Here is a 23,467-nt window from a genome sequence, read left to right as displayed (position 1 = left end):
AGCGATGGCGGAGATGGAACGAAGCGCATATGCGATGATGTTCGGCCCGACGGTCGGGGACGCGGTGCGTCTGGCGGATACTGACCTGTGGGCGGTCGTCGAGCGCGATTATACGGTGTACGGCGACGAATGCAAGTTCGGTGGCGGCAAGGTTATCCGCGACGGGATGGGGCAGTCGAGCCACCACACGCGTGCGGATGGCGTGCTCGATACGCTCATTACGAATGCGCTCATTATTGATTATACCGGTATTGTGAAGGCCGATATCGGTCTGCGGGACGGAATCATCGTCGGCATCGGCAAGGCGGGCAACCCGGACATTATGGACGGCGTTCATCCGAATATGATCGTCGGGGCCTCAACTGAGATTATTGCAGGTGAAGGTAAAATCATTACCGCTGGCGGCATCGACGCTCACATTCATTATATATGTCCGCAGCAGATCGAGACGGCGCTGTCGTCCGGCGTGACGACGATGATCGGCGGCGGTACGGGTCCGGCTGCAGGCACGAATGCAACGACGTGTACGCCCGGCAAGTGGCACATGAGCCGGATGCTGGAGGCGGCCGAGGCGTTCCCGATGAACCTCGGCTTCACGGGCAAGGGCAACGCTTCGTTCCCCGAGCCGCTGGTCGAGCAGGTCGAGGCCGGGGCGATCGGGCTGAAGCTGCATGAGGACTGGGGGACGACCCCCGCGTCGATCGATACGTGTCTTGCGATCGCGGACCAATATGACGTTCAGGTGGCGATCCATACGGATACGCTGAATGAGGCGGGCTTCGTAGAGGATACGATCCGTGCTATCGGCGGGCGTACGATCCATACGTATCATACCGAAGGGGCGGGCGGCGGCCATGCGCCCGACATTATTCGCATTGCGTCGGAGTTGAACGTGCTGCCGTCATCGACGAATCCGACACGTCCTTTTACCATTAATACAGCGGAAGAGCATCTCGATATGCTGATGGTATGTCACCACTTGGACAGTCGCATTCCGGAGGATGTTGCCTTCGCGGATTCGCGTATTCGTCCGGAGACGATCGCGGCAGAAGACATTCTGCACGATCTGGGCGTGTTCAGCATGATCAGCTCGGATTCACAGGCGATGGGACGAGTTGGCGAGGTCATCATCCGCACGTGGCAGACGGCAGATAAGATGAAGCAGCAGCGCGGCGTGCTGGAGCCTGTGAATGCAGACGAAGTTGCTGCGCACCTTCCCGGTACAGATAACTTCAGAATTAAGCGCTACATTGCCAAATATACGATTAATCCGGCGATTACGCACGGCGTCTCTCATCTGGTCGGCTCGGTCGAGGTCGGCAAGGTGGCTGATCTGGTCGTCTGGAGTCCAGCGTTCTTCGGGGTGAAGCCGGATATGGTGCTCAAGAGCGGCATGATCGCCTTCGCCCAGATGGGCGATCCGAATGCTTCGATCCCGACGCCGCAGCCGGTATTCGGGCGTCCGATGTTCGGCGCCTTCGGCAAGGCGGTGCTCACGAGCAGCATCACCTTCATCTCACAGGCGGCATACGATCTGGGTGTGCATCAGGAGCTGAGCCTCGAGAAGCGTATCGAGCCGATTCGCGGCTGCCGCAGCGTGACGAAGAAGAGTATGATTCTGAACGGGGAGACGCCGAAGCTCGAGGTGAATCCGGAGACGTATGAGGTGAAGGTGGACGGCGTTCCGATCACGTGTGAGCCAGCGAAGGAGCTGCCGATGGCGCAGCGGTATTTCTTATTCTAGCGGTGGCTGTATCCAAGGTTCAAGCGGCGGCTCGCTGCCGCCAAGTCTTCGCATGCGCGAGCTAAGGAGGGGGCTGATCATGAAGCAGCGAACGGACAACCGTCCGGCAAGCCCACTGGAGGAGGTCGGACGCCGACATATCGGTAATGAATCGACCGGACCGACCGAATCGAATGTGCAGGCGGATTTCTCTTGGCTATCCTATGTCCAGTGGCTCGACTCGGCACTTCCAATCGGTGGCTTCTCCCATTCCTTCGGGCTGGAGACGCTCGTGCAGGAGGAGGTGATCGTCAAGCCGGAGCAGCTGCGTGACTACATCGTGACGATGCTTCATAGCAGCTGGGCGCCGTCTGACGCGCTGCTCGTGAAGGCTGTGTATACGTACGCGCAGCAGGGGGCGTGGGAGGAGCTGTGGCAGCTTGAGCGGCGGCAACACGTCCAGCGGGCGGCGTTCGAGACGAGGGAGGGTGTCGCCAAGATGGGCCGCAGGCTGTATCAGCTGGCGAGCTCGGTGTACCCCGGCTTCGAGTGGGAGCCGCTAGCATCTGCGCTTCGGAGCGGCCGTTGCCTCGGCACGCATCCGCTGCTGCACGGCTGGGTGAGCCGCAGCCTCGGTGCACCGCTCGAGGCTGCGGCCGAGGGCTATCTGTACACCTGCACGATGACTTGCATTAACAGTGGGCTGCGCCTCATGTCGATGGGACAGACCGAGGGGCAGCGGCTGTTCGCGGCGCTGTTCCCGGTCATCCGAGACGCTTGGCGGGAGGTAGCGGCGCTCGACCCGCAGGAGGCTGGCTTTGGCAACACACCGTATACGGACATCGCTATGATGCGTCATGAGGCACTCTATTCACGATTATTTATGTCCTGACGCTGCAGAGCAGCGTCAGGGGGTCATTTTCACGCCGAGGTCGGCGGCTATATATTACAGAGGAGGAATAGATATGTGTCAAGGTGGCGCGCATCATCATCATGAATGGGAACAGACCGAGGTGGCGAGCTTGAAGCGGCCGATCCGGTTCGGAATCGGAGGTCCGGTCGGCTCCGGCAAGACGGCTCTCGTTGAGCGGCTGGCGCGAAGGTTGAACGGACGGTACAGCGTGGCGGTCATTACGAACGATATTTATACGAAGGAAGATGCGAACATCTTGATCCGCTCGGAGGCGCTTCCCGCAGAGCGCATTATTGGGGTCGAGACGGGCGGCTGTCCGCATACGGCGATTCGCGAGGATGCCTCGATGAACTTCGAGGCGATCGAGGAGCTGGAGCGGAGGTTCACCAACCTCGACATCATCTTCATTGAGAGTGGCGGCGACAACCTGGCAGCGGCGTTCAGTCCGGAGCTGGTTGATCGGTTCATCTACATTATCGACGTGGCCCAAGGGGAGAAGATTCCGCGCAAGGGCGGACCGGGCATTATGCGCTCTGACATGCTCGTCATTAACAAAATCGACCTTGCACCGCACGTCGGCGCAAGCCTTCAGGTGATGGAGGACGATACGAAGCGGATGCGCGGCGATCGACCATATATTTTCACCAACCTGTTCAGCGGTCAAGGGCTAGATACGATCATCGATTGGATTGAGCATGAGAGCGCCCGCTCTTAAGCTGACCGGTCATCTGGCTGCGCAATTCACAGCGAAGGACGGCGTTACACAGCTGCGCACGCATCACCAGTCGTACCCGCTCAAGCTGGCGAAGCCGTTCCGTCTTGGTCAAGACGAGCAGCTTGCCGTATACATGATGGATGCTTCGCCAGGTGTCTTGGCGGGAGATCGATACGAGCTGAGCTGGTCGTTCGGCGAGCAGACGAGCGTGCTCGTGACGAACCAGTCGTATACGAAGGTGCATCCGGCCCGCACGTCGCCGGAGGCCCCGCTCTATCCGAGTGCGCAATGCGTCTCGCTCGTGCTGGAGACGGGCGCGTACGTCGAGTATATGCCGGAGCCGCTTATGCTCTATAAGGATGCAGTATTGCTGGGCGAGACAGAGGTGACGATGGCTGCGGGGTCGCATCTGTTCTGGAGCGAGATCGTCTGCCCGGGAAGGCATCAGCGGGGAGAGCTGTTCCAGTATGACACGTATCGCAATGCGATGGATGTGACGTACGACGGGGAGCTGATCTACAGCGCCCGGCAGCTGGTCAGACCGGGTCTTAGAGCGCCGCAGCGAATCGGTAGCTGGGACCGTTATACGCATCAGGGTACGCTGTTATTGTTCTCCGATAAGGCGGACGGTCAGCTGTCCACCCTGCTGCGTGAGTGGCTCGCTGAGCAGTACGGCGATACGTCCGGTGTATATTGGGGCGTCAGCCATACTTATAAGCACGGAGTTATTGTTAGCGTGCTTGGCATGCGCGTGCTCGATGTGGAGCCTGTGCTGACGTCGGCGTGGCACTGGCTTCGTCAGGAGCTGTTCGGCAAGGCGCCGCTCAAGCTGGCGAAGTAGGCTATTATAATGAAGGAACAGGAAGAAGCGGCCTCCGTCTTTCCCTACATGGGACGGAGGCCGCTTCATTGTGCTTCACATCCTGCATTTGAATAATAAAATACATTGGACAACCTTCGTCGTCCCTCACTCATCCGCTGGATCGTGCCATTCACACTCACGAGCGCCATGCCGACCGCCGCATAATGGAAAGCCGCTGTGAATCGTTCCTCCACTCGCCAGCGTATCTCCGCGTGCAGCTCCGTTCGGGTTTGAAGATCTGCCCTTCTTCGTGAATATTTATGCAGTTCGGTTGACAGATCATTCATCTAAAATGACTTTACATATAAATCAAGAAAAATTTAGTGAATTAATCGTTTTAATACTAGGAATAACGTGGTACAATTTGTCGTAAATAATCGAAAACAATCGAATAATGTTAGTTGTGGTCATATCAACCATGGGAGGTTCATATATGAAGCTGGGTAATTAGTCGCCCGCGCTACTATGCAGGTTAAGAGCATTGCGGTCAAGTGAGTACACTACGAGGATAAGGGTGACGAACAATGAGATGGTTCATGAATGTAAAGGTAGCAATTAAGCTGATTTCCTCTTTTATTATGGTTGCTGTGATCCTCGCTTGTGTCGGTATGCAAGGCATGTCAAATCTCGGAATGATGAACCGGAACATCAATCATCTGTACAGCAACAACTTGATCTCGGTACAAAATCTGTCTCAGGCTCTCATCTATTATCAGGAAATGAGAGTGAACATCCGGGACCTGAGCATGACGGACTCGAAGGATGGTAACCGTAAGCGTGAATCCGAGCTTGAAGCGCTAACCAAGAAAATAACGGAAGAGCTGAATTCGTACCGCAATACTCCGCTGACGCAGGCGGAGAAGGATGAGATTAAAGTATTCGATGATGTGTTCGCTGCATACTTGAAGTCGCTCGATAAAGCGGTCACGCTAGCCTCGATGGAGAGCGAGACCGAGTTTAATACGTTTAAAGATACTGAATTATATGTGACAGGCGGCAAGGTAGTAGATAGCTTGAATCGATTGATCGAATTGAACGTGAAGCTGGCTCAAGAGATGAACAAGCAGGCTGCAGAAGATTACGAAAGCGCACGTCAATGGACGATTGCAGTTATTGTTGTTACATTCCTCATCTGTATCGTGCTGGGCTTGGTGATATCTCGAACCATCTCTCGTCCGCTCGGGTCGATCGTGACGCTGGTGACGAAGATCTCACAGGGCGACCTGCGGGAGAAGTCGGATATTGCAACGAAGGACGAGGTGGGTCAAGTGGCCTGCTCGCTTAATGTGATGATCGATAATTTGCGTCAGCTGATTGGTGGCGTTCAGCATTCTTCACAAAGTGTCGCGGCCGCCTCCGAGCAAATCTCAGCCAGCACGCAGGAAATCGCCTCGAGCAGCACGACTCAGTCGCAATCGGCTCAGGCGATCACCCAACTGTTCAAGGAGCTGAATATCGTCATCCAATCGGTCGCTCGAAGTGCCGAGCAGGCGGCAGAGCTCTCAGGTCAGACGGTCAAGACGGCAACGGAGGGAGACAAGGTCGTTCAATCGTCGATGCTGAGCATGAGGGAAGTGAATGCCTCGATGTCGAAGCTTCAGGAGGACTCGCTGAAGATTGGAGATATTATTAAGGTGATCGATGGCATTGCCGACCAGACGAACTTGCTAGCCTTGAACGCAGCGATCGAAGCGGCGCGGGCTGGTGATCAAGGGAGAGGCTTCGCAGTCGTGGCGGATGAGGTGCGCAAGCTGGCTGAGCGCAGCAGCGAAGCGACCAAGCAGATTAGCTCCATTATTAAAGTGATGCAGCACAATACGCAAGGCAGCGTGACGGCCGTGCTGGAGAGCGTCAACAAGTCCGGTCAGACCGGTGAGGCGCTGCAGAACATTATTCAGATGGTGAATGATTCCTCCAAGCGCGTGATTGATATCGCGGCTGCCTGTGAGGAGGAGGCTGCTCAGGCCGCCGAGGTGATGGGCTCCGTGGAAATGATCGCAGCATCGAGTGAGGAGTCTGCGGCTGCATCCGAGGAGACGGCGGCAACGAGTCAATCGCTGGCACAGCTGGCGGATGAGCTTAATCATTCCATTGCTGTCTTTAAGCTGTAGCTCAAGCTGAACGAGTCTACGTATGTCCATACAAGGAGCTCCTGCTTCCACAAGTGAAGCAGGAGCTCGTTTGTTTGTTAGGCTCCGCTTGCGACTACAAGCAGATCGTACGTGTGATAATGACCAGAAGGATGAACAAAACGAGAATGGTAGCTGTCGAAGTCCATGCGCCTGCACAAGACATGTACAATCAACCTCCGTCGTTTAATTTTCGGAAGCGGGATAAGATTACGGCTTCCTTATTCAACATATTAGATGAAGAGCAGATCGGATTGGGTAGCTGACCGTTGCTGGTGCAAAATAGGCATGCAGCTTGCGCTAGAATGACTATTGACGGAATCGCAGACCGCCTATACAATGTTGAATTATAATTAATCATACGGATTTAGTCGGATAAAGACTTAAAGCCCATTCAGGAGGAAGAAAGAGGTGTGGTAAGCAATGTGGATCACCTATGTGGCTGTGGCCATCGGATTGTTTTTTGCCATGAATATCGGAGCGAGCGGCGCGGCTGCAGCGATGGGTGTTGCGTACGGGAGCGGAGCGGTGAAGCAGAAGCGGACTGCGCTCGTGCTCGTCGCGATCGGGGTGTTCCTTGGCGCTTATCTTGGCGGAGGCGAGGTCGTGAAGACGCTCGGCTCGGGCATCATTCCTTCTAATTTACTTACCGTACATCTGGTCATCATCATCTTGCTGTCGGCGACGCTGACGCTGTTCGGTGCGAATCTGCTCGGCATCCCACTATCGACGAGCGAGGTGACAGTCGGGGCCGTCGTCGGCGTCGGGGTGGCGTACGAGAAGCTGTTCGTGAAGAACGTGGCGGTCATCGTCTCGTTCTGGGTCATCGTTCCACTCGTTGCCTTCGCGATCTCCTGGTCAGCCGGATATTTCATCCGCTGGCTGGAGCGCCGCGATGCGCGCTGGAAGGGAACAGGGAGCGGGAGGCTGCACATCGTGCTGACTGCGCTTGTAATTATTGCCGGCTTCATCGAAGCGTTCTCGGCGGGGATGAACAATGTAGCCAATGCGGTAGGGCCGCTCGTAGGTGCTGGCATTATGTCGACGGACAGCGGCGTGCTGTGGGGCGGACTGTTCGTGGCGCTGGGCGCCATATTTCTAGGCGGACGAGTGCTGGAGACGAATGGGAAGAAGATTACGAATATGTCGTTGCTGCAAGGAGCGACTATATCGTTCACGGGCGGAGCGCTCGTCATCGTCGCCTCCATATTCGGTCTTCCGGTTCCGCTCACTCAGGTGACTACGACCGCGATTCTGGGGATCGGCACGGCCGAGCATGGCTTCCGACTATGGCAGAAGGGGATCATCTCTAAGATTATGAAGGTGTGGATCGTATCCCCTGTGCTGTCGCTCGTCGTTTCTTACACACTCGTTAAGCTGTTCTTCGAGCCGTCGCCCTATACCATCGTCGTGCTGGCCGCTTTGCTGATTGCCACGCTCGGCGTGCGCAGCCTGTACCAGATGATTCAAGAGGAGAAGCGGACGACCATTGAGGATGGTGGCGGTATCTAATACGGTTAATAGGGTTGAAAATAGAGAAGGATGCACGCCCAACGGGGCTGCATCCTTCTTTTTGCACGAGCGAGCGTACTTGATGGCGTGGTGCTTATCTCGTGTCGTTATCTCACGATGGTCTTGTTCTTGCCTGTCCGCTTCGCCTCGTAGAGCGCACTGTCGGCAATGTGGAATATCGAATTCTTCGTATCGCCCGGCTCGAACTGGTGCAGTCCGACGCTGACGGTGACCGGCAAGTGATCCATCTCGGCAACGGGTGAGGTGGCGACGCTCTCGCGGATCAGCTCCAGCTTCTCGAGCGCGTGCTCGGCATGGGTAGCCGTAAGCAGGATGACGAACTCCTCTCCGCCGTAGCGCGCTGCGAAGTCGTCGTTCCCGATATGCTGCCTGATGCAGCTGGCGACCTGCTTCAGTGCGATATCGCCAACCGAGTGTCCGTACGTATCGTTGACCTTCTTGAAATTGTCGATGTCCAGAACAGCAAGCTGAAAGGTGAAGGGAGAGGATGCTTGTTGGTCGACGAATTTTTCGATATATTCATGAAACGTCTTGTGATTGTATAGCTCTGTCAATGGATCAATCTTGGACATACGGTCCATCATAATATTTCGAATGAGCAGCTCCTGCTCCGACTTCATCGCCTTCTCCAGCGATTCGACGAGCTCACGGCCGCGCATATACATGCCGAAGCCTGTCAGCACGACGGCCGCGAACGTTCCCATGATGATGACCTGTGTCGTAATAGAGAAGAACTCGACCCGCGGTGTCAGCATGTAAAGTCCCATCATATATAGGAAGCAGATGCTAGCTGATAGGACTAAATATTGCCGCTTCATGAACAGCATCGTTACAAGTATAGGCAGGATGAGCAGCACGGATCGAACGATGAGCCGCTCGCTGATCAGGGCGACAAGCGCCATCAGCACGACGTGAGCGATGACAATAATGGCGAGCTCCGTTCTTGCAGGGAACTTGCGTCGAATGAACTCGATTACACCCATAGCGAGCACGAGAAAGACGTCGGGAGCGGCGGTATACCAAATGAGAAACCTCGGTCCATCGAAGTCGGCATAGCTGTAGTTAAGTATGAAATAGAGCGTCCATTGGCAGATTAACAGTATGAGCAGGGCGATCCATAGTAAGGCTACAATTTTTCTGGACCATGTCTCCGAATTTGAGAGTGATGAGCTTGCGTATTTCATGGAGAAGTGCCCCTTCCTGATGCAGCTGCGCACAACTTCGTGAAGTGTATATATTCGACAGCTCCATCCCACAATCCTTTGGTAAATAACTGGACAATCGAGTAAGGGGAATCGTCATCTGGCGAATATCGAGCGGTTGAGGTTCACGATAGCGCATGGTAAAATGAAGCAAAGATTGAGTGCCGCAGCTTGCAGCTGCAGCACCATAACTGGCGCACATGTCGTCGAATGATGCTGGCTAACGGCTCGTTCGAGGATATTCATTATATGCGACTAATCGATACAAGGGGCGTGAGTGCATGCTGAGCGAACAATTGCTTGCTAAGCTGAATGAACAGATGAACTATGAGTTTTTCTCCTCCCAGGTGTACTTGGCGATGGCTGGTTATTGCTCCTCAGAGAGCTTCGACGGCTTCGCTAACTTCTTCATCGTTCAGGCGGAAGAGGAGAAGTTCCACGCGATGAAGATCTTCCACTTCATTAACACGCTAGGTAAGCGGGCGCATGTAACGGGTATGGGCGATCCGCAAAATAACTACGAGTCGATGCTGGATGCGTTCGAGCATGCGTACCAGCATGAGCAGTCCGTCACGAAGCGGATCTACGAGCTGTCGGACCTCGCTTGGGATGAGCGCGAGCATGCGACGATGAACTTCTTGAAGTGGTTCATCGACGAGCAGGTCGAGGAGGAAGCAACCTTCGACAGCATCATCCAGAAGCTGCGCCGCATTGACAAGGATAGCAATGCGTTCTACATGCTCGATGCGGAGCTCGCGAAGCGCACGTTCACGCCGGAGCCGGCTGGCGGCGAGGCGTAAGCAGGCAATCGCGCATCGACGGAAGCTGAGCATGGCAGGCTCGAACACGATAAGAGGACGGCTTCCCCAAGACGCACAGAATGCGTCAAGGGGAGCCGTCCTCTTTATTTAGTTCCGGAGATCGAGCTGTATGCTTGAATATGCTAGTTCATAGACCGCTTAGCTGAGCTGCCCAGCTTGCTCTAGCGATACCGGCGCGGCGAATTGCATCGTGAGCGTCGCCTCGTCAATGAGCGCCATCCCACGAGCCATGCAGGAGCTATGCTGCAGCTTCTCGAACAACGCATTGGCCGCTTCTCGGCTCGTATAATGAATGACCTCCAGCCACTCACCGGTCGTGTCGTTGTACCCGACCTCGCGGGCGATGAAGCCCGGCGACGTCTGGAGTTCGGCTGTCATGTCGACAATGACCTGCTCGTAATCGGCTCGATTCGCCCCATCCTTCAGCTTGAAGCGCACGACCTCGACGCAGGCTCCCTCTACTCTTCCTTCTCCCTGGCTGCTCGTTCCGAGCCCGAGCGCCTCCAGCTCCGTCAGTCGCATATAGTGGTTCATGTTGACGGTAGGTCCGTCGAGCGCGGCGATGAGATCGCTGGCGGCAGGGTCATTGCCGAATGCGGCGGCAGCCTGCTGGGCGGCTTCTAGGCTGGACCACCCGACTAGATCGAGCCATTCTCCGCTTTCTTCGACATGCAGCAAGGTACGGCTCTCGTAGCCTGCGTAGTGCTGGACTGCTTGCTGGGAGCGGTGGGCAGCCTGCAGGAACGACTCGCGCTCCGTGGATGGTTGCAGCTGGAACGTGACGAATTCAATCGCTTGCTGTTGATTCATAGAATATTCCTCCTTGTGTTGGCTTACAGATCTAGCATACGATACGAATAGTGACAACTACTGGCACATTTATCCGATACACTGTTCAGTAAACAGGAGGTCGAGTCGTTATGCATAAGGCGCAAAGGCTCATCCAGCTCATCATGCTGGTCAATGAACGGCAGCGATTCACGATCCAGGAGCTCGCAGACGAATGCGGCGTATCGCGACGAACGATGATCCGCGACCTGATGGAGCTCGGCGAGCTGGGCGTACCGCTCTACTCCGAGGTCGGAGCAGGCGGCGGCTACCGGGTGCTCCGTGAGAAGGTGCTCCCACCGATCAGCTTCACGGAGAACGAGGCGCTCGCGCTCTTCTTCGCGTGTCAGTCGTTACGCAATTACCGCTGGCTGCCGTTCCGCAACGAGGTCGATATGGCGCTGACGAAGTTCATGCAGTACGTGTCCAGTGAGATGAGACAGCGAATAAGCCGCATGAAGCAGCGGCTCGTGTTCTGGGTGCCGCCGCACCAGCTTGAGGTGCCGTACCTAGAGCAGCTGCTGGAGGCCGCGCTTGCACAGCAGCTCATTCGGATCGACTATGCTTCGAGCTCTAGCCGCAAGGAGCGCACCGTTCAGCCGATCGGGCTGTATACGATGAACGGGCTGTGGTACTTCCATGCGTACTGCTGGACCGCCCGCGATTATCGGGTATTCCGCGCGGATCGGGTAGGTGCGCTGACCGTTGAGTCGGATCAGAGCGCCAGCATGGACCTCAGCGATACGAGGATCGACAGCTGGATCTTGCCGGAGGAGACAGCAGCTGATGCTGCAGGGGAGTCTCAAGCTGAGGAGCTGGTCGTGGAGCTGACGTCTGCAGGCGTGAAGCGCTGCGAGACCGACCTATGGCTCGCCCGTGCCATGCACGTACATAAGGACGGTCGCGGCACGATTCGCGCCTCTATGCCAGCCTCATACCGTCCATGGGTCGTCCGGTACATGCTCTCGCTCGGGACGGATGCGCACGTGCTTGCCCCTGCTTCCGTTCGCGAGCAGCTGCGCTCGGAGCTTCATCAGCTGCTGCGACAATATGAATGATTATTCAGATAACTGACGAATTACAGTAATGGTATGGAGAAAAGACAAACGTAATTTAATATTATCTACCCAGAAGCCAATACCATAATATCACTTGAGGGTAAACCTACGAATCGGTAAGGATCTGGCACGATACGGGAGGAATAAGGAGAATGCCTCGGGTAATCTCCCCTCAGCCCAAGAGAGGTGGGATTAACTGGGATTAACCGAGCTGAGCCGCAATGACGGTTCGGCCTTTTTCGTGTTAGCATTATTAGTGTTCGAGTCATATTAGCTAAAAAGTGGAAAGGTTGTGGGAGCACGTGAGAAAATTCGCGATGGTGCTGTTTCTATCGCTATTCACATCAGTCGTCGGTTGCGGTCAAGTTGAGGAGGTCACAAGCGGCAGCGGGGCAGAGAACGGCGGACAGAAGTCTGCATCGGCATCTGCGGAAGGGACGCTGGCGAAGGCCAAGGAGCAAGGCTACGTCACAGTAGGCTTTGCCAACGAGAAGCCGTACGCTTACAAAACGTCCGACGGTCAATTGACGGGAGAAGCGGTGGAAATTGCACGGGTCGTCTTGAAAAATCTCGGCATTAACGAGATGAAGGGCGAGTTGACCGAGTTCGGCTCCCTGATCGGCGGCTTGCAGGCGAAGCGCTTCGATCTCATTACCGCGGGCATGTTCATTAATCCGAAGCGCTGCGCGGCGGTACGCTTCGCAGACCCGGAATACAGCATCGGTGAGGGGATCGCGGTGCAGAAGGGCAATCCGCTTAACCTGCACAGCTACGAGGATATCGCCAAGAACAAGGATGCCAAGGTTGCTGTTATGACCGGCGCGGTCGAGATCGGCTATCTGGAGAAGTCGGGCGTTCCGAAGGATCGCATACTGCTAGTGCCGGATCAGGCGTCCGCACTGAGCGCGCTGCAGGCCGGACGGGCGGCTGCGATGACGATGACCGGTCCGTCGCTGCAGGCAATGCTGGAATCGGCCAAGGATGATAAGATCGAGCGGGTCATGGACTTCACCCAGCCGGTCATCGATGGCAAGAGTGTGCGCGGCTACGGCGCGACGGCGTTCCGCCTCGAGGACGAAGCGTTCCAGCAGGCGTTCAACGCTGAGCTGAAGAAGCTGAAGGAATCGGGCGAGCTGCTGAAGATTCTTCAGCAATTCGGATTTACGGAGCAGGAGCTTCCGGGCGATGCGACAGCCGAAGCTCTGTGTAAGGGCTAATGCCGACATCGTGGCTTGACTTCATACCGCTCTTCGGTGAAGGCCTTCAGGTGACGGTGCTCGTCGCCGCGCTCGCCTCGGTCGTCACGCTCGTCGTGTCACTGCTGGCGGGTCTCGCCAGACTGTCCCCGTACCGGCTGGTACGGGGAGCGACCGGGGTGTATGTCGAGGTGTTCCGGGGCAGCTCGCTGCTCGTCCAGCTGTTCTGGCTCTATTATGCGCTGCCGTTCCTCGGTGTTGAGCTGCCGAAGCTGGCGGCGGCTGTGCTGGCCGTCGGACTGAACTACGGCGCGTACGGCTCCGAGATTGTGCGCAGCACGATTCAGGCGATACCGAAGGGGCAATGGGAGGCGTCGGTGGCGCTGAACCTATCACCGATGCAGCGGATGGTGCGAATCATTTTGCCGCAGGCGTTCACACGGATGATTCCGCCTCTTGGCAACCTGATGATCGAGCTGCTGAAGTCGACGTCGCTCGTTTATTTCATCACATTGACTGACTTAACGTACCAGGCGATGGTGCTGCGTAATAACTACGTTTCATTCACACCGGAAATCTTACTGATGCTCCTCGTCATGTACTTTGTCCTTGCGACGGCGATCTCCTTCGGGATGCGTGCGCTCGAGCGTAAGATGACAGCGGGGAGGGCTTAATTCATGTGGAGCTGGAGCTACGTATGGGAAATTATGCCGCAGCTGCTGGAGGCACTCCAGATGACGGTCGCGGCGACGCTCGCCGGCTTCGCGGCGGCGTGTGTCATCGGGCTGGTGCTGGCGCTGCTGGGCCGATCGAGCTGGCGGCCGATCGCCTGGACGACCCGGGCGGTCGTGGAGTTCATACGCAATACGCCGCTGCTGATTCAAGTGTTCTTCTTGTATTACACGCTGCCGGTGCTGACCGGCCTCACATTCTCGGCGTTCGCGATTGGCGTGTTCGGCCTTGGGCTGCATTACGGCACGTACTTGTCCGAGGTGTACCGTTCAGGTATTGAGGCGGTGCCGAAGGGGCAGTGGGAGGCGTCGTCGGCGCTTAATTTTTCGAAAATTCAGACATGGACACGTGTTATATTGCCTCAGGCGGTGCCGCCGATCATTCCGGTCATGGGTAATTACTTGATCACGATGTTCAAGGAGACGCCGATTCTATCCGCGATTACACTCGTGGAGATGCTGCTAACAGCCAAAAATATCGTGTCCGAATCGTACCGGGTATTCGAGCCTTATACGATCGTCGGGGTGCTGTTCCTCTTGATCAGCTATCCGGCCTCCCTGCTCGTGCGCTCATTGGAGAAGCGTATGAGCTTCACGCCGAAGGTGCGCAAGGAGAAGCCAGCACGCCGCATGCGCGGGACGATTAGCGGCTGATAGATCGTAAGGAGGAGGAAGCATGGAGCCGATTGTGAAGTACAGCAAGGTGACGAAGCGGTTCGGGGAGCTAGAGGTGCTGTCCGAGCTGGATCTGACGATTGCCCCGGGGGAAAAGGTGGCGCTGATCGGGCCGAGCGGCTCAGGCAAGACGACGATTGGTCGTCTTCTGATGACGCTCGAGCAGCCGACCAGCGGTACGATTGAGGTGAACGGCGAGCATCTGTGGCACATGCCGAGGAACGGCAAGCTCGTCCCTGCCGATGAGAAGCATCTGCACCGGATGCGCGGGAGCATCGGCATGGTGTTCCAGCACTTCAACCTGTTCCCGCACATGAGCGTGCTGCGCAACGTGACCGAGGCGCCCCGGCTTGTGCTGGGCTTGTCCAAGGACGAGGCCCGTGAGCAGGCGGTGGCGATGCTTGAGAAGGTCGGCCTCGGCGAGAAGCTCGACGCGTATCCGTCCCAGCTATCTGGTGGACAGAAGCAGCGTGTGGCTATAGCGAGAGCGCTCGTCATGCGTCCGCAGGTGATGGTGTTCGACGAGGTGACGTCGGCGCTTGATCCGGAGCTTGTCGGCGAGGTGCTCGCCGTCATTAAGGAGATCGCCGAGCAGGGCGACATGGCGATGCTGCTCATTACGCATGAGATGGACTTCGCGCGGGATGTCGCGGATCGCGTCATCTTCAGCGCAGAAGGCAGCATCGTGGAGCAGGGACCGCCAGAGGACATCTTCGGCAATCCGCAGAGCGAGCGGCTGCAGTCGTTCCTGAAGCGGTTCCGCTCGTAGCGCCCAAGGTCCAGTGGCGCGGAGAGCGGTACGGAGGTATAGGTGCTGAGGTATAGAGGTACAGACGCACAGTGGTGCGAAGCTGAGGGGTACAGTAATGCCAAGGCACAGAGGTTCAGCATCATAGAACGTAACCGTAAGAACAAATACAACTGTGCATCAGCTAACGCTGGTTTGAGATAAAGGAGGAGCAGCATGAAGACGAAGGAAGAGATCCTCGTAAGACTCAGGCCGCCCGTGAAGGAAGACGGAGCGGACGTGTGGGAGCTGGTACGTCGGTCGGGTACGCTCGACTTGAACTCGTCGTATGCTTACATCATGCTCTGTGACGTATTCCGTCAAACGTGTGCAGTGGCGGAGGCAGGCGGCCGCATCGTCGGCTTCGTCTCCGCATTCATTCATCCGAGTAAGCCCGATACGCTGTTCGTCTGGCAGATCGCGGTAGACAGCTCGCAGCGGCGCAAGGGCCTCGGCCAACGACTGCTGCAGGAGGTGTGGCAGCGCGAGGCGTGCCGCAAGGTGAAATATATCGAGGCGACGGTTGGACCTGACAATGTCGCGTCCCGAAGCCTGTTCTCGAAGTTCGGCAGAGCGCGTGAGGCGGATTGCCGCCTGACGCAGGGCTACAGCGCGTCGATCTTCCCGGCAGCTCCGGGAGGCAAGGCGCATGAGGATGAGCTATTGCTGCGTGTCGGGCCGTTCCCGGCTAGAGCGGCACACGTATAGATTTGGGTGCAGGAAGGCTCGCGTGTGAGCGAGCTCGAGATATAGCATGACTTGACGAATGAAGTAGAACAACGATTACAGGCGGTGAGAGCCGTCAACACCAAGGAGGAGAAGTATATTGAAAACGCTCGTGCAAGATAAACCGTCGTTGCAGGTGTTTGAGAAGCTGGAATCCGAGGTGCGCAGCTATTGCCGCAGCTTTGAGACCGTATTTGCCAAGGCGAAAAATGCGAAGATCTGGGACGTCAGCGGTCGGGAGTTCATTGACTTCTTCGCTGGCGCCGGTGCGCTGAACTATGGACATAACAATGACCGCTTGCGCGGCAAGGTCGTCGACTATATGCTGGCCGACGGCGTGACGCACAGTCTCGATATGGCGACAGCGGCGAAGGAGAGCTTCCTGCTGCGCTTCCAGGAGACCATACTCAAGCCGAGAGGCTTGTCTTATAAAGTCATGTTCCCCGGACCGACCGGGACGAATGCGGTGGAGAGCGCGATGAAGATCGCACGCAAGGTAACCGGACGAACAGGTATTCTCTGCTTCACGAATGCGTTCCACGGCATGACGCTCGGCAGTCTGTCGATAACGGGTAACTCGTTCAAGCGGATGGGGGCAGGCGTGCCGCTGAGCCAGTCGGTCTTCATGCCGTATGACGGCTACTTCGGTGAAGGCGTCGATACGACCGCCTACATCGAGAAGCTGCTCGACGATCCGGGCAGCGGTGTCGATCTGCCGGCGGCGATCATTCTCGAGACGGTGCAGGGCGAGGGCGGTCTGAACGTAGCGAGCAAGGAATGGCTGCGCAAGGTCGAGAGTCTGTGTCGCAAGCGTGGCATTCTGCTCATCGTCGACGATATTCAGATGGGCTGCGGCCGTACGGGCACATTCTTCAGCTTCGACGAGGCGGGCCTCGCGCCGGATATCGTCTGCCTGTCCAAGTCGATCGGTGGCCTCGGACTGCCGATGGCGATAACGCTCATTAAGCCGGAGTTCGACACATGGGCGCCGGGCGAGCACAACGGTACGTTCCGCGGCAACAACCTCGCGTTCATCGCGGCAGCAGAGGCGCTTCACTACTGGGAGAACGAACAGCTTGAGCAGGAGATTAAGCGCAAGGCAGAGCTCATCCGCGTCACGCTGGAGCGTCTGGTGAAGCAGCATCCCGAGCTGAAGGGTCGACTGAAGGGCAAGGGCTTCATTCAGGGCATCGCCTTCGACAAGCCGGAGCTGGCTGACAAGCTGTGCAGTCTTGCGTTCGCGAAGGGGCTCATTATGGAGACGAGCGGCCCGCGCAGTGAGGTGGCGAAGCTGATGCCACCGCTGACGATTGAATTCGATGTACTGGAGAAGGGGCTCAGCATTCTGACTGAGAGCATGAAGGAGCTGGCACTTACAGCAGGAAAGGAGCAATAAGCATGATTGTGAAGCAATTGCATGAGCTTGTAGGCTCACAGGACGATATTGATACGCAGACATGGAATTCCCGCAGACTGCTGCTGCATAAGGACGGCATGGGCTTCTCTATGCACGATACGATTATTAAGGAAGGCACCGAGACGATGATCTGGTACAAAAACCATCTCGAAGCGGTGTACTGCATCGAAGGCGAAGGCGAAATCGAGGTCATCGGCGGCAAGACGTACCCGATTCAGGCGGGTACGCTGTATGCGCTCGATGGCCATGAGAAGCATTACTTGCGCGCCACGAAGCAGATGCGCATGATCTGTGTCTTCAACCCGCCCCTCGTTGGGCGGGAGGTTCATGACGAGGAAGGCACGTACCCGCTGCTGGAGACGGAAGCGGCCCAGAAGTAAGTAAGCTCTACGGCTTTATATAATGGAAGGGAGAGATGATTCATGAGCAATGTGAAAGTAACATCCGAGGTGCAAGGGGTGCAAGACGTATACCCGTCCCGGGTAGCAGCGCAGCCGGAATTTATCGAGCGCAAGGACCCGGTCGTCTATTCAACCTGGACGCCGGACAGCCCGCTGACGAAGGAGCATTCGGACTTCTATGAGAAGAACGGGTACTTGTTCCTCGAAGACTTCTTCAACGAAGCTGAGGTCGAGGTGCTGAAGGGCGAGCTGAAGCGGATGTGGGCTTCGGCTCGTGATGCGGAGGACGAGGAGATTGTTCGCGAGCCGGGTGGCACGGACGTTCGTTCGATCTTCGCGGTGCACAAGCTGAGTCCGATCTTCGAGAAGCTGTCGCAGCATCCCGAGCTGACGAGCATTGTCAACTACTTGCTCGGCGGACAGACGTACATTCATCAGTCCCGCATTAACTTCAAGCCCGGCTTCAAGGGGAAGGAGTTCTACTGGCACTCCGACTTCGAGACGTGGCACGTCGAGGATGGTATGCCTCGGATGCGCGCGCTCAGCTGCTCGATCGCGCTCGAGGACAACTATGCGTTCAACGGTCCACTCATGGTCGTGCCAGGCTCGCACCGTACATTCGTCACATGCGTCGGCCAGACGCCGGACGACCATTACAAGAGCTCGCTGCGCAAGCAGGAGTATGGCGTGCCGGACCCGGACAGCCTGACGGAGCTTGTGCGCCAAGGCGGCATCGATACGCCGGTCGGCCGCGCCGGCTCGATCGTCCTGTTCGACTGCAACATTATGCATGGCTCGAACAGCAACATTACACCGATGCCGCGCAGCAATGTATTCATGGTGTTCAATAGTATGGCGAACAAGCTCCAGGCGCCGTATTCGGGTCAGAAGCCAAGACCGGAATATATTGCGACCCGCAGCTAGGACCGGCAGATGACTGCCTGGACATTGATCGGCTCGATTATCGCGATTAATATGGCCTACGTCTCTACCTTCACACTGAGGCTCATCTTGATGATCAAGGGACGTACGGCGCTTGCCTCCATGCTCGCGATGGTCGAGGTATTCATCTACCTGATGGGCCTCAATCTCGTCCTGCAGAACATGAGCGAGCCGCTCAATATGGCGGCTTATTGCCTCGGCTTCGGCCTCGGTGTCTATCTCGGCAGCCGCATCGAGGAATATCTCGCGCTCGGCTACTCGGTCGTCCAGGTCATCGTCGACTCGCTCGAGCTGGAGCTGCCGATTCAGCTGCGCAAGCAAGGATACGGCGTGACGTCGTGGCCTGCTGATGGCCGGGACGGCAAGCGGCTCGTGATGCAGGTGCTCGTGAAGCGGAGCAACGAGAAACGGCTTCTCGAGGAGCTGAAGCAGCTGTCTCCGAAGGCGTTCGTCCTTTCGCATGAGCCGAAGTACTTCAAGGGCGGCTTCTGGGTGAAGCTGACCGGAGGGTCGAGGCGATAGCAGCAGTATTTGCCTGTAGGCAGTAGGCATTAGCTGTAACTGGCAGCCTGCAGCTGCGTATGATCACATATATATAATGAAGAAACACCCCTTAACTGGCAGTCTACGCCTTCAAGTGCGTCGGCTGCCCGTGTTAAGGGTTTATTTATTTTTCGTTGAGTGTATATTACATATTGCTAGAATCGCTCTCCGTGTGATAGATTCTAGTGGACATGGAAATCAATGGACCACAAGATTCGTGACAGGAGACAGGAGAATACCAGATGAAGATGTTAAACAGGATCAGCAAGAAGGCGGCTCAGGCAACAGCAATCGTACTGCTCGCGTCCACCTTATCGGTACCGGCTGTATATGCGGCGAGCGCGGAGGAGCAGCGCCGGGTCATACCTGACGTTGTCGCCAAGACGACGTCGTCGGTCGTCGCGATTATCGGCAAGCCGTCGGGCAACGTGAAGCTGTGGGAGGCGAGTCGATATAATCTTGCTCATGGCACGGGTGTTATCGTGCGGAGTGAGGGGTACATTTTGACCAATGCGCATGTCGTGAAGGATATGAATAATATTACGGTCGTGACGTCGGACGGGAAGTCGTACTCCGGCAAGACGACGCACTACGATGAGGAGAGCGACCTTGCTCTGGTGAAGATTGAAGCGACGGGGCTTGCCGCGGCGACGTTCGCGAAGGCGTCGGACATCAAGGTAGGGGAGCCGGTTATGGCGATCGGCACACCGCTGTCGTTCACGCTCCGCAACTCGGTCACGTACGGCATTGTCAGCGGTATGGAGCGCTCGGTCCAGTCCAAGTATCAGCTCATTCAGACCGATGCAGCGATTAATCCCGGCAACAGCGGCGGTGCGCTCGTCAATATGAGCGGGGAAGTGATCGGTATCAATACGCTGAAGTTCGTCGAGTTCGGCGTCGACAGTCTCGGCTTCGCGATTCCGGTCGATACGGTGCAGCATGTGTTGGACCACTTCTTCAAGTATGGCAAGGTGAAGCGTCCGTACATCGGCACCGAGCTCGGAGAGAGCTGGGAGGCGGTCGTCGGCATTCCGAGCGCGAAGGGTCTCGAGGTGACGTACGTAGAACCGGAATCACCGGCTGCGCTTGCGGGCGTGAAGCAAGGGGATGTGCTGCTGTCGATCGACTCCCAGCCGACGACGACGCTGGTGCAGTATAACGAGGCGCTGAAGAAGTTTTTGCCTGAGCAGCGGGTGAAGCTGACGCTGCAATCCGGCGGCGCGCAGAAGACGGTCGAGCTCGTGCTCGGCGAGGATGAGTCCGGCGTGACGTCGCTGGCACAGGCCGAGGACGGCTCCTATATCGATGACGATCAAGGCAAGACCCAGATTGGGGACAGCTATTACGGCTGGTCGATGAAGTATCCTGCGGGTCTCATTAAGGTCGCTCAGGATGAGCAGGGCAACAAGGTCGCGTTCGCCGATGCCAAGGGTGAATTCGCGATTAAGATTGAGGTGCAGGAGAAGCAGACGCCGAACATGTCGCCTCTAGGACTGCTGCGTCGATTGACGGATTCGAGCTATGTGAGTACGGTGCTGGAGAAGCAGGTCGTGAACGGGCAGCCTGCCACGTATGCCAAGCTCGTCGGTCAGGGCGGCCATGGGGAGGAATATTACCAGACCCGCTTGTATCAGAAGGGGGATAAGCTGTACTTCGTCACGCTTGCAGTGCTGAGCGAGGATCTGTACCAGAACAGCTTCAAGCTGAACAGCTATAACGACCTGCTCGATTCCTTCGTGATGGAGCACGATGCAGACAACAAGCAGCTGAAGGACATCTCGGTCTATCAGAGCCGTAAGACGGTGGAGACGGAGTACGGTCTAGTCTTCGACGCTCCCGACCAGTGGACGGAGGATAAGTGGGGCGAGGAGCTGTCCTACGAGAGCGAGGATGGCGAGCAGTCGCTGACTGTTCGCATTACGTCCGCTGCGTCCGGCGACACGCTGCAGGCGTGGGCGGAGCGTGAGCAGAAGCAGTTCACCGATACGTATGCTCCTGCTTACCGCAAGGTGAAGGGGATCGTCAAGAGTGAGATTGCGGATAGCAGCGCGCTTGAGAACCGGTATTCGTACTCGATGGGCGACAAGTGGCAGCACGTACATACGCTATACATCTTGAAGGATAAGTACAAGTATGAGCTCGCGCTTACTTACTCCGAGGATGCCGATGAGCAAGAGGTGGATCAGGCGCTGGGCGAGCTTCGGGATTCGATCCGATTCCCGAAGGAGGCGTACAACCGATCGCTTGGTTATATTCAAGACGAGGACGATCTGCTCGATGCCAACCGTACGCTGACCTATACCAATACGAAGTATCGATACGCGATCAAGACGCCGGAGGCGTGGTTCGATTACGAGGATGATGACACCGACACGTACATGAAGCTGTTCAGCTTCGAGGGCGGCAGTCTGACGATTGCGGCTGATGATCAGATCGGACTGCAAGAGGAGATCAACAGCGTAGAGAAGAGCTACAAGAAGAACGCGGAAGCAGATGCGGAATACAAATATACGAAGACCGAGGAGCAGCTGTTCGGTACGAAGGTGACGAAGCTCGTCACCCACTACAAGAGCCGCAATGTTCCATATACCCAGAACGATTATGTGTTCGAGAAGAACGGTGTCGTGTATAGTGTAACGATCGAGATTAACGATGCGGTCCGGACGGAGGAGCGGTGGAAGCAGCTTCAGGACGCGTTGGCATCGATGACGTTTACAGACAAATCATGATCATGAGCATGCCTCTGACCTGCGGGTCGGAGGCTTCTTAATCTTGGGTTACTTGCTCGAACGGAAGCGATATGGTGAAGGTCGTTCCTTCGCCGACAGTGCTGGACACGTCTATGGTGCCTTGGTGGTTGCGGATAATGGAGTAGCTAACCATGAGACCAAGACCAGTACCCCGTTCCTTCGTCGTCACGAACGGCTCGCCCAGCTTGTCCATCAGCTCTTGGGTCATCCCAGGACCTTCGTCCTGAACAGAGACGTACACGCTTGTATCGTCCGAGCATAGCGTGATGCGAATCGTTGTATCCTCTGCCGATGCTTCCATCGCATTTTTGATCAAGTTAATGATGACTTGCTTGATCTGGTTCGGGTCGCAATAAATTTCGCTTCGAGCTGCCTGGGGGCAATAGATCAGCTCCATATTTTTGAGCAGCGCCTGCGGCTGAAGCAAGGAGACGACCTGTTGAATCGTCTCTGACAGATCAGAGAAGCTGAAGCAGGTAGATTGCGGCTTCGCCAGCATGAGCAGCTCACTTAATATATGCTCGATGCGGTGAAGCTCCTCGTCCATAATATTTAAGTAGAAGCGTTGCTTGGAGGGCGAATCCGAGCTTTGGATTAAGCGGATGAAGCCTTTAAGGGAAGTAAGCGGATTGCGGATTTCGTGTGCGATGCCTGCGGCGAGCTGACCAGCAATGGAGAGCTTCTCAGAGCGAATGAGCAGCTCCTTCGACTTCATACGCTCGGAGATGTCGGTGAACGTAATGACGGACCCGACGTGCACGTCGTTGTCTATAATCGGATTGACCGCAACCTCTACCGGGAAGCTGGAGCCGTCCTTATGCCAGAATAGCTCGTTAGGCAAGTAGAGGCGATCGCCCTGCTGAATGGCCGTGAAGATTGGACAGTCCTTCATCTCCAGGTGCTCGCCTTCCCAATTCGTATGGTGAATGAGATCGTGCAGTCTATCGAATGAGATCTCCTCCTTGCGAAAGCCTGTCATCCGCTCTGCTGCTTGGTTCCAGTATATCGAGCTTGTATTCGTATCGAAGCCGAAGATGCCTTCATTCACCGAATCGAGGATAAGATTGATTTCGGTATTCATGCGGTGAATTTTACGTTCATAGCTTTTGCGCGCGGTAATGTCCATAATTTGCACAATAAAGTGATGCGGCTTATGGGCAAGTCCGATCAGTGTAATGACCATCATGAGCCAGATGGGCTTGTCAGTAACTGGCTCAAAGTGAAGCTCCAGCTCGATATATTCATTATCGTTCTCGAATATTTCATTCAAGAGCCCTACCGACGGCTCCTTAAAGAAGAGTTCGTAGAAGTTGGTGTCCTGAAGCTCCCTCTCCGAATATCCAAGTAAACGGCAGAAGGAAGCGTTCACCTTGACCCAATCGCCGTTGTAATTGACGATAGCCTTGCCTACGGAGTCATATAAGAATGCATTCCTGTACAATTCGAGTTCGTTGTAGACGATGGGAGCCATACCGTTCTCCTGCTCTAGTTCTTTTTACCTTCTATTATCGCTGA

The 23,467-nt window shown here is 56.2% G+C and carries 22 protein-coding genes; 18 read left to right on the top strand and 4 right to left on the bottom strand.

The window, feature by feature from the left end; all coding sequences use genetic code 11:
- Nucleotides 1–4: 4 nt before the first annotated feature.
- The 5 genes from ureC (at nucleotide 5) to PAE68_RS21565 (ending at nucleotide 6,324) form a co-directional block, all read left to right on the top strand.
- A complete protein-coding gene (gene ureC / locus PAE68_RS21585; RefSeq protein ID WP_281890389.1) occupies nucleotides 5–1,744 on the top strand; it encodes an urease subunit alpha in 1,740 nt (579 codons plus the stop codon).
- Nucleotides 1,745–1,823: 79 nt separating this feature from the next.
- Nucleotides 1,824–2,615, top strand: a complete 792-nt coding sequence (locus PAE68_RS21580) for an urease accessory protein UreF (protein WP_281890387.1) — start codon at nucleotides 1,824–1,826, stop codon at nucleotides 2,613–2,615.
- 73 nt (nucleotides 2,616–2,688) lie between these two features.
- On the top strand, nucleotides 2,689–3,351 hold the full coding sequence (gene ureG, locus PAE68_RS21575) for an urease accessory protein UreG (RefSeq protein WP_281890386.1): 663 nt from the start codon (nucleotides 2,689–2,691) through the stop codon (nucleotides 3,349–3,351).
- A complete protein-coding gene (locus PAE68_RS21570; protein WP_281891183.1) occupies nucleotides 3,332–4,192 on the top strand; it encodes an urease accessory protein UreD in 861 nt (286 codons plus the stop codon). The genes ureG and PAE68_RS21570 overlap by 20 nt, the downstream gene beginning before the upstream one ends.
- Before the next feature lie 545 nt (nucleotides 4,193–4,737).
- Nucleotides 4,738–6,324, top strand: coding sequence for a methyl-accepting chemotaxis protein (locus PAE68_RS21565; RefSeq protein ID WP_281890384.1), 1,587 nt, complete (start codon nucleotides 4,738–4,740; stop codon nucleotides 6,322–6,324).
- Between the two features lie 94 nt (nucleotides 6,325–6,418).
- Here PAE68_RS21565 and PAE68_RS21560 read toward each other — a convergent pair whose 3' ends face one another.
- Nucleotides 6,419–6,508: a YjcZ family sporulation protein gene (locus tag PAE68_RS21560; RefSeq protein ID WP_281890382.1), complete on the bottom strand. Its 90-nt coding sequence runs from the start codon at nucleotides 6,506–6,508 to the stop codon at nucleotides 6,419–6,421.
- Between the two features lie 257 nt (nucleotides 6,509–6,765).
- On the opposite strand from PAE68_RS21560, the gene PAE68_RS21555 reads away from it, so the two are divergent.
- Complete coding sequence (locus PAE68_RS21555; protein ID WP_281890381.1) at nucleotides 6,766–7,854, top strand: inorganic phosphate transporter; 1,089 nt, start codon at nucleotides 6,766–6,768, stop codon at nucleotides 7,852–7,854.
- A gap of 107 nt (nucleotides 7,855–7,961) precedes the next feature.
- Here the strand turns inward: PAE68_RS21555 and PAE68_RS21550 are convergent, their stop codons facing one another.
- Nucleotides 7,962–9,059: a GGDEF domain-containing protein gene (locus PAE68_RS21550; protein WP_281890379.1), complete on the bottom strand. Its 1,098-nt coding sequence runs from the start codon at nucleotides 9,057–9,059 to the stop codon at nucleotides 7,962–7,964.
- A 299-nt stretch (nucleotides 9,060–9,358) separates the two neighbouring features.
- Between PAE68_RS21550 and PAE68_RS21545 the strand changes: the two genes are divergently transcribed.
- Entirely contained in the window at nucleotides 9,359–9,877 is a 519-nt protein-coding gene (locus tag PAE68_RS21545) for a ferritin (RefSeq protein WP_281890378.1), read from the top strand.
- 159 nt (nucleotides 9,878–10,036) lie between these two features.
- Here PAE68_RS21545 and PAE68_RS21540 read toward each other — a convergent pair whose 3' ends face one another.
- A complete protein-coding gene (locus PAE68_RS21540) occupies nucleotides 10,037–10,708 on the bottom strand; it encodes a hypothetical protein (RefSeq protein ID WP_281890376.1) in 672 nt (223 codons plus the stop codon).
- Nucleotides 10,709–10,818: 110 nt separating this feature from the next.
- Between PAE68_RS21540 and PAE68_RS21535 the strand changes: the two genes are divergently transcribed.
- From PAE68_RS21535 to PAE68_RS21485, 11 genes are all read left to right on the top strand, one after another.
- Nucleotides 10,819–11,784, top strand: a complete 966-nt coding sequence (locus tag PAE68_RS21535; RefSeq protein ID WP_281890375.1) for a helix-turn-helix transcriptional regulator — start codon at nucleotides 10,819–10,821, stop codon at nucleotides 11,782–11,784.
- A gap of 302 nt (nucleotides 11,785–12,086) precedes the next feature.
- Complete coding sequence (gene ehuB / locus PAE68_RS21530) at nucleotides 12,087–13,001, top strand: ectoine/hydroxyectoine ABC transporter substrate-binding protein EhuB (protein WP_281890373.1); 915 nt, start codon at nucleotides 12,087–12,089, stop codon at nucleotides 12,999–13,001.
- Nucleotides 13,001–13,654, top strand: coding sequence for an ectoine/hydroxyectoine ABC transporter permease subunit EhuC (gene ehuC, locus PAE68_RS21525; RefSeq protein ID WP_281890371.1), 654 nt, complete (start codon nucleotides 13,001–13,003; stop codon nucleotides 13,652–13,654). Before ehuB ends, ehuC begins: the two co-directional genes overlap by 1 nt.
- A gap of 3 nt (nucleotides 13,655–13,657) precedes the next feature.
- A complete protein-coding gene (ehuD, locus tag PAE68_RS21520) occupies nucleotides 13,658–14,365 on the top strand; it encodes an ectoine/hydroxyectoine ABC transporter permease subunit EhuD (RefSeq protein WP_281890369.1) in 708 nt (235 codons plus the stop codon).
- A gap of 22 nt (nucleotides 14,366–14,387) precedes the next feature.
- Nucleotides 14,388–15,155, top strand: a complete 768-nt coding sequence (gene ehuA, locus PAE68_RS21515; RefSeq protein ID WP_281890367.1) for an ectoine/hydroxyectoine ABC transporter ATP-binding protein EhuA — start codon at nucleotides 14,388–14,390, stop codon at nucleotides 15,153–15,155.
- A gap of 195 nt (nucleotides 15,156–15,350) precedes the next feature.
- A complete protein-coding gene (ectA, locus tag PAE68_RS21510) occupies nucleotides 15,351–15,881 on the top strand; it encodes a diaminobutyrate acetyltransferase (protein WP_281890366.1) in 531 nt (176 codons plus the stop codon).
- A gap of 118 nt (nucleotides 15,882–15,999) precedes the next feature.
- Complete coding sequence (ectB, locus tag PAE68_RS21505) at nucleotides 16,000–17,295, top strand: diaminobutyrate--2-oxoglutarate transaminase (RefSeq protein WP_281890365.1); 1,296 nt, start codon at nucleotides 16,000–16,002, stop codon at nucleotides 17,293–17,295.
- A gap of 2 nt (nucleotides 17,296–17,297) precedes the next feature.
- Nucleotides 17,298–17,696, top strand: coding sequence for an ectoine synthase (locus PAE68_RS21500; RefSeq protein WP_281890363.1), 399 nt, complete (start codon nucleotides 17,298–17,300; stop codon nucleotides 17,694–17,696).
- A gap of 42 nt (nucleotides 17,697–17,738) precedes the next feature.
- Nucleotides 17,739–18,641 (top strand): ectoine hydroxylase, encoded by a 903-nt coding sequence (gene thpD / locus PAE68_RS21495; RefSeq protein ID WP_281890361.1) that lies wholly within the window; start codon nucleotides 17,739–17,741, stop codon nucleotides 18,639–18,641.
- A gap of 9 nt (nucleotides 18,642–18,650) precedes the next feature.
- Nucleotides 18,651–19,181, top strand: a complete 531-nt coding sequence (locus tag PAE68_RS21490; protein ID WP_281890359.1) for a DUF2179 domain-containing protein — start codon at nucleotides 18,651–18,653, stop codon at nucleotides 19,179–19,181.
- Between the two features lie 263 nt (nucleotides 19,182–19,444).
- Nucleotides 19,445–21,931 (top strand): S1C family serine protease, encoded by a 2,487-nt coding sequence (locus PAE68_RS21485; protein ID WP_281890357.1) that lies wholly within the window; start codon nucleotides 19,445–19,447, stop codon nucleotides 21,929–21,931.
- A gap of 37 nt (nucleotides 21,932–21,968) precedes the next feature.
- On the opposite strand, the gene PAE68_RS21480 is transcribed toward PAE68_RS21485, so the two are convergent.
- Complete coding sequence (locus PAE68_RS21480; RefSeq protein ID WP_281890355.1) at nucleotides 21,969–23,423, bottom strand: PAS domain S-box protein; 1,455 nt, start codon at nucleotides 23,421–23,423, stop codon at nucleotides 21,969–21,971.
- Nucleotides 23,424–23,467 lie beyond the last annotated feature (44 nt).

Source organism: Paenibacillus sp. YYML68, from assembly GCF_027923405.1.
GTDB lineage: Bacteria > Bacillota > Bacilli > Paenibacillales > NBRC-103111 > Paenibacillus_G.
This window is presented reverse-complemented; position numbering and strand designations above follow the sequence as displayed.

What these genes read in the sequence shown, in the direction of transcription:
- ectA (WP_281890366.1), top strand. Translation starts at nt 15,351, where the DNA reads ATGAAGACGAAGGAAGAGATCCTCGTAAGACTCAGGCCGCCCGTGAAG.
- PAE68_RS21580 (WP_281890387.1), top strand. Translation starts at nt 1,824, where the DNA reads ATGAAGCAGCGAACGGACAACCGTCCGGCAAGCCCACTGGAGGAGGTC.
- PAE68_RS21550 (WP_281890379.1), bottom strand. Translation starts at nt 9,059, where the DNA reads ATGAAATACGCAAGCTCATCACTCTCAAATTCGGAGACATGGTCCAGA.
- ehuA (WP_281890367.1), top strand. Translation starts at nt 14,388, where the DNA reads ATGGAGCCGATTGTGAAGTACAGCAAGGTGACGAAGCGGTTCGGGGAG.
- thpD (WP_281890361.1), top strand. Translation starts at nt 17,739, where the DNA reads ATGAGCAATGTGAAAGTAACATCCGAGGTGCAAGGGGTGCAAGACGTA.
- ehuD (WP_281890369.1), top strand. Translation starts at nt 13,658, where the DNA reads ATGTGGAGCTGGAGCTACGTATGGGAAATTATGCCGCAGCTGCTGGAG.
- ureG (WP_281890386.1), top strand. Translation starts at nt 2,689, where the DNA reads ATGTGTCAAGGTGGCGCGCATCATCATCATGAATGGGAACAGACCGAG.
- PAE68_RS21540 (WP_281890376.1), bottom strand. Translation starts at nt 10,708, where the DNA reads ATGAATCAACAGCAAGCGATTGAATTCGTCACGTTCCAGCTGCAACCA.
- PAE68_RS21500 (WP_281890363.1), top strand. Translation starts at nt 17,298, where the DNA reads ATGATTGTGAAGCAATTGCATGAGCTTGTAGGCTCACAGGACGATATT.
- ehuC (WP_281890371.1), top strand. Translation starts at nt 13,001, where the DNA reads ATGCCGACATCGTGGCTTGACTTCATACCGCTCTTCGGTGAAGGCCTT.
- PAE68_RS21490 (WP_281890359.1), top strand. Translation starts at nt 18,651, where the DNA reads ATGACTGCCTGGACATTGATCGGCTCGATTATCGCGATTAATATGGCC.
- PAE68_RS21555 (WP_281890381.1), top strand. Translation starts at nt 6,766, where the DNA reads ATGTGGATCACCTATGTGGCTGTGGCCATCGGATTGTTTTTTGCCATG.
- PAE68_RS21570 (WP_281891183.1), top strand. Translation starts at nt 3,332, where the DNA reads ATGAGAGCGCCCGCTCTTAAGCTGACCGGTCATCTGGCTGCGCAATTC.
- PAE68_RS21565 (WP_281890384.1), top strand. Translation starts at nt 4,738, where the DNA reads ATGAGATGGTTCATGAATGTAAAGGTAGCAATTAAGCTGATTTCCTCT.
- ureC (WP_281890389.1), top strand. Translation starts at nt 5, where the DNA reads ATGGCGGAGATGGAACGAAGCGCATATGCGATGATGTTCGGCCCGACG.
- PAE68_RS21560 (WP_281890382.1), bottom strand. Translation starts at nt 6,508, where the DNA reads ATGTCTTGTGCAGGCGCATGGACTTCGACAGCTACCATTCTCGTTTTG.
- PAE68_RS21545 (WP_281890378.1), top strand. Translation starts at nt 9,359, where the DNA reads ATGCTGAGCGAACAATTGCTTGCTAAGCTGAATGAACAGATGAACTAT.
- PAE68_RS21485 (WP_281890357.1), top strand. Translation starts at nt 19,445, where the DNA reads ATGAAGATGTTAAACAGGATCAGCAAGAAGGCGGCTCAGGCAACAGCA.
- PAE68_RS21535 (WP_281890375.1), top strand. Translation starts at nt 10,819, where the DNA reads ATGCATAAGGCGCAAAGGCTCATCCAGCTCATCATGCTGGTCAATGAA.
- PAE68_RS21480 (WP_281890355.1), bottom strand. Translation starts at nt 23,423, where the DNA reads ATGGCTCCCATCGTCTACAACGAACTCGAATTGTACAGGAATGCATTC.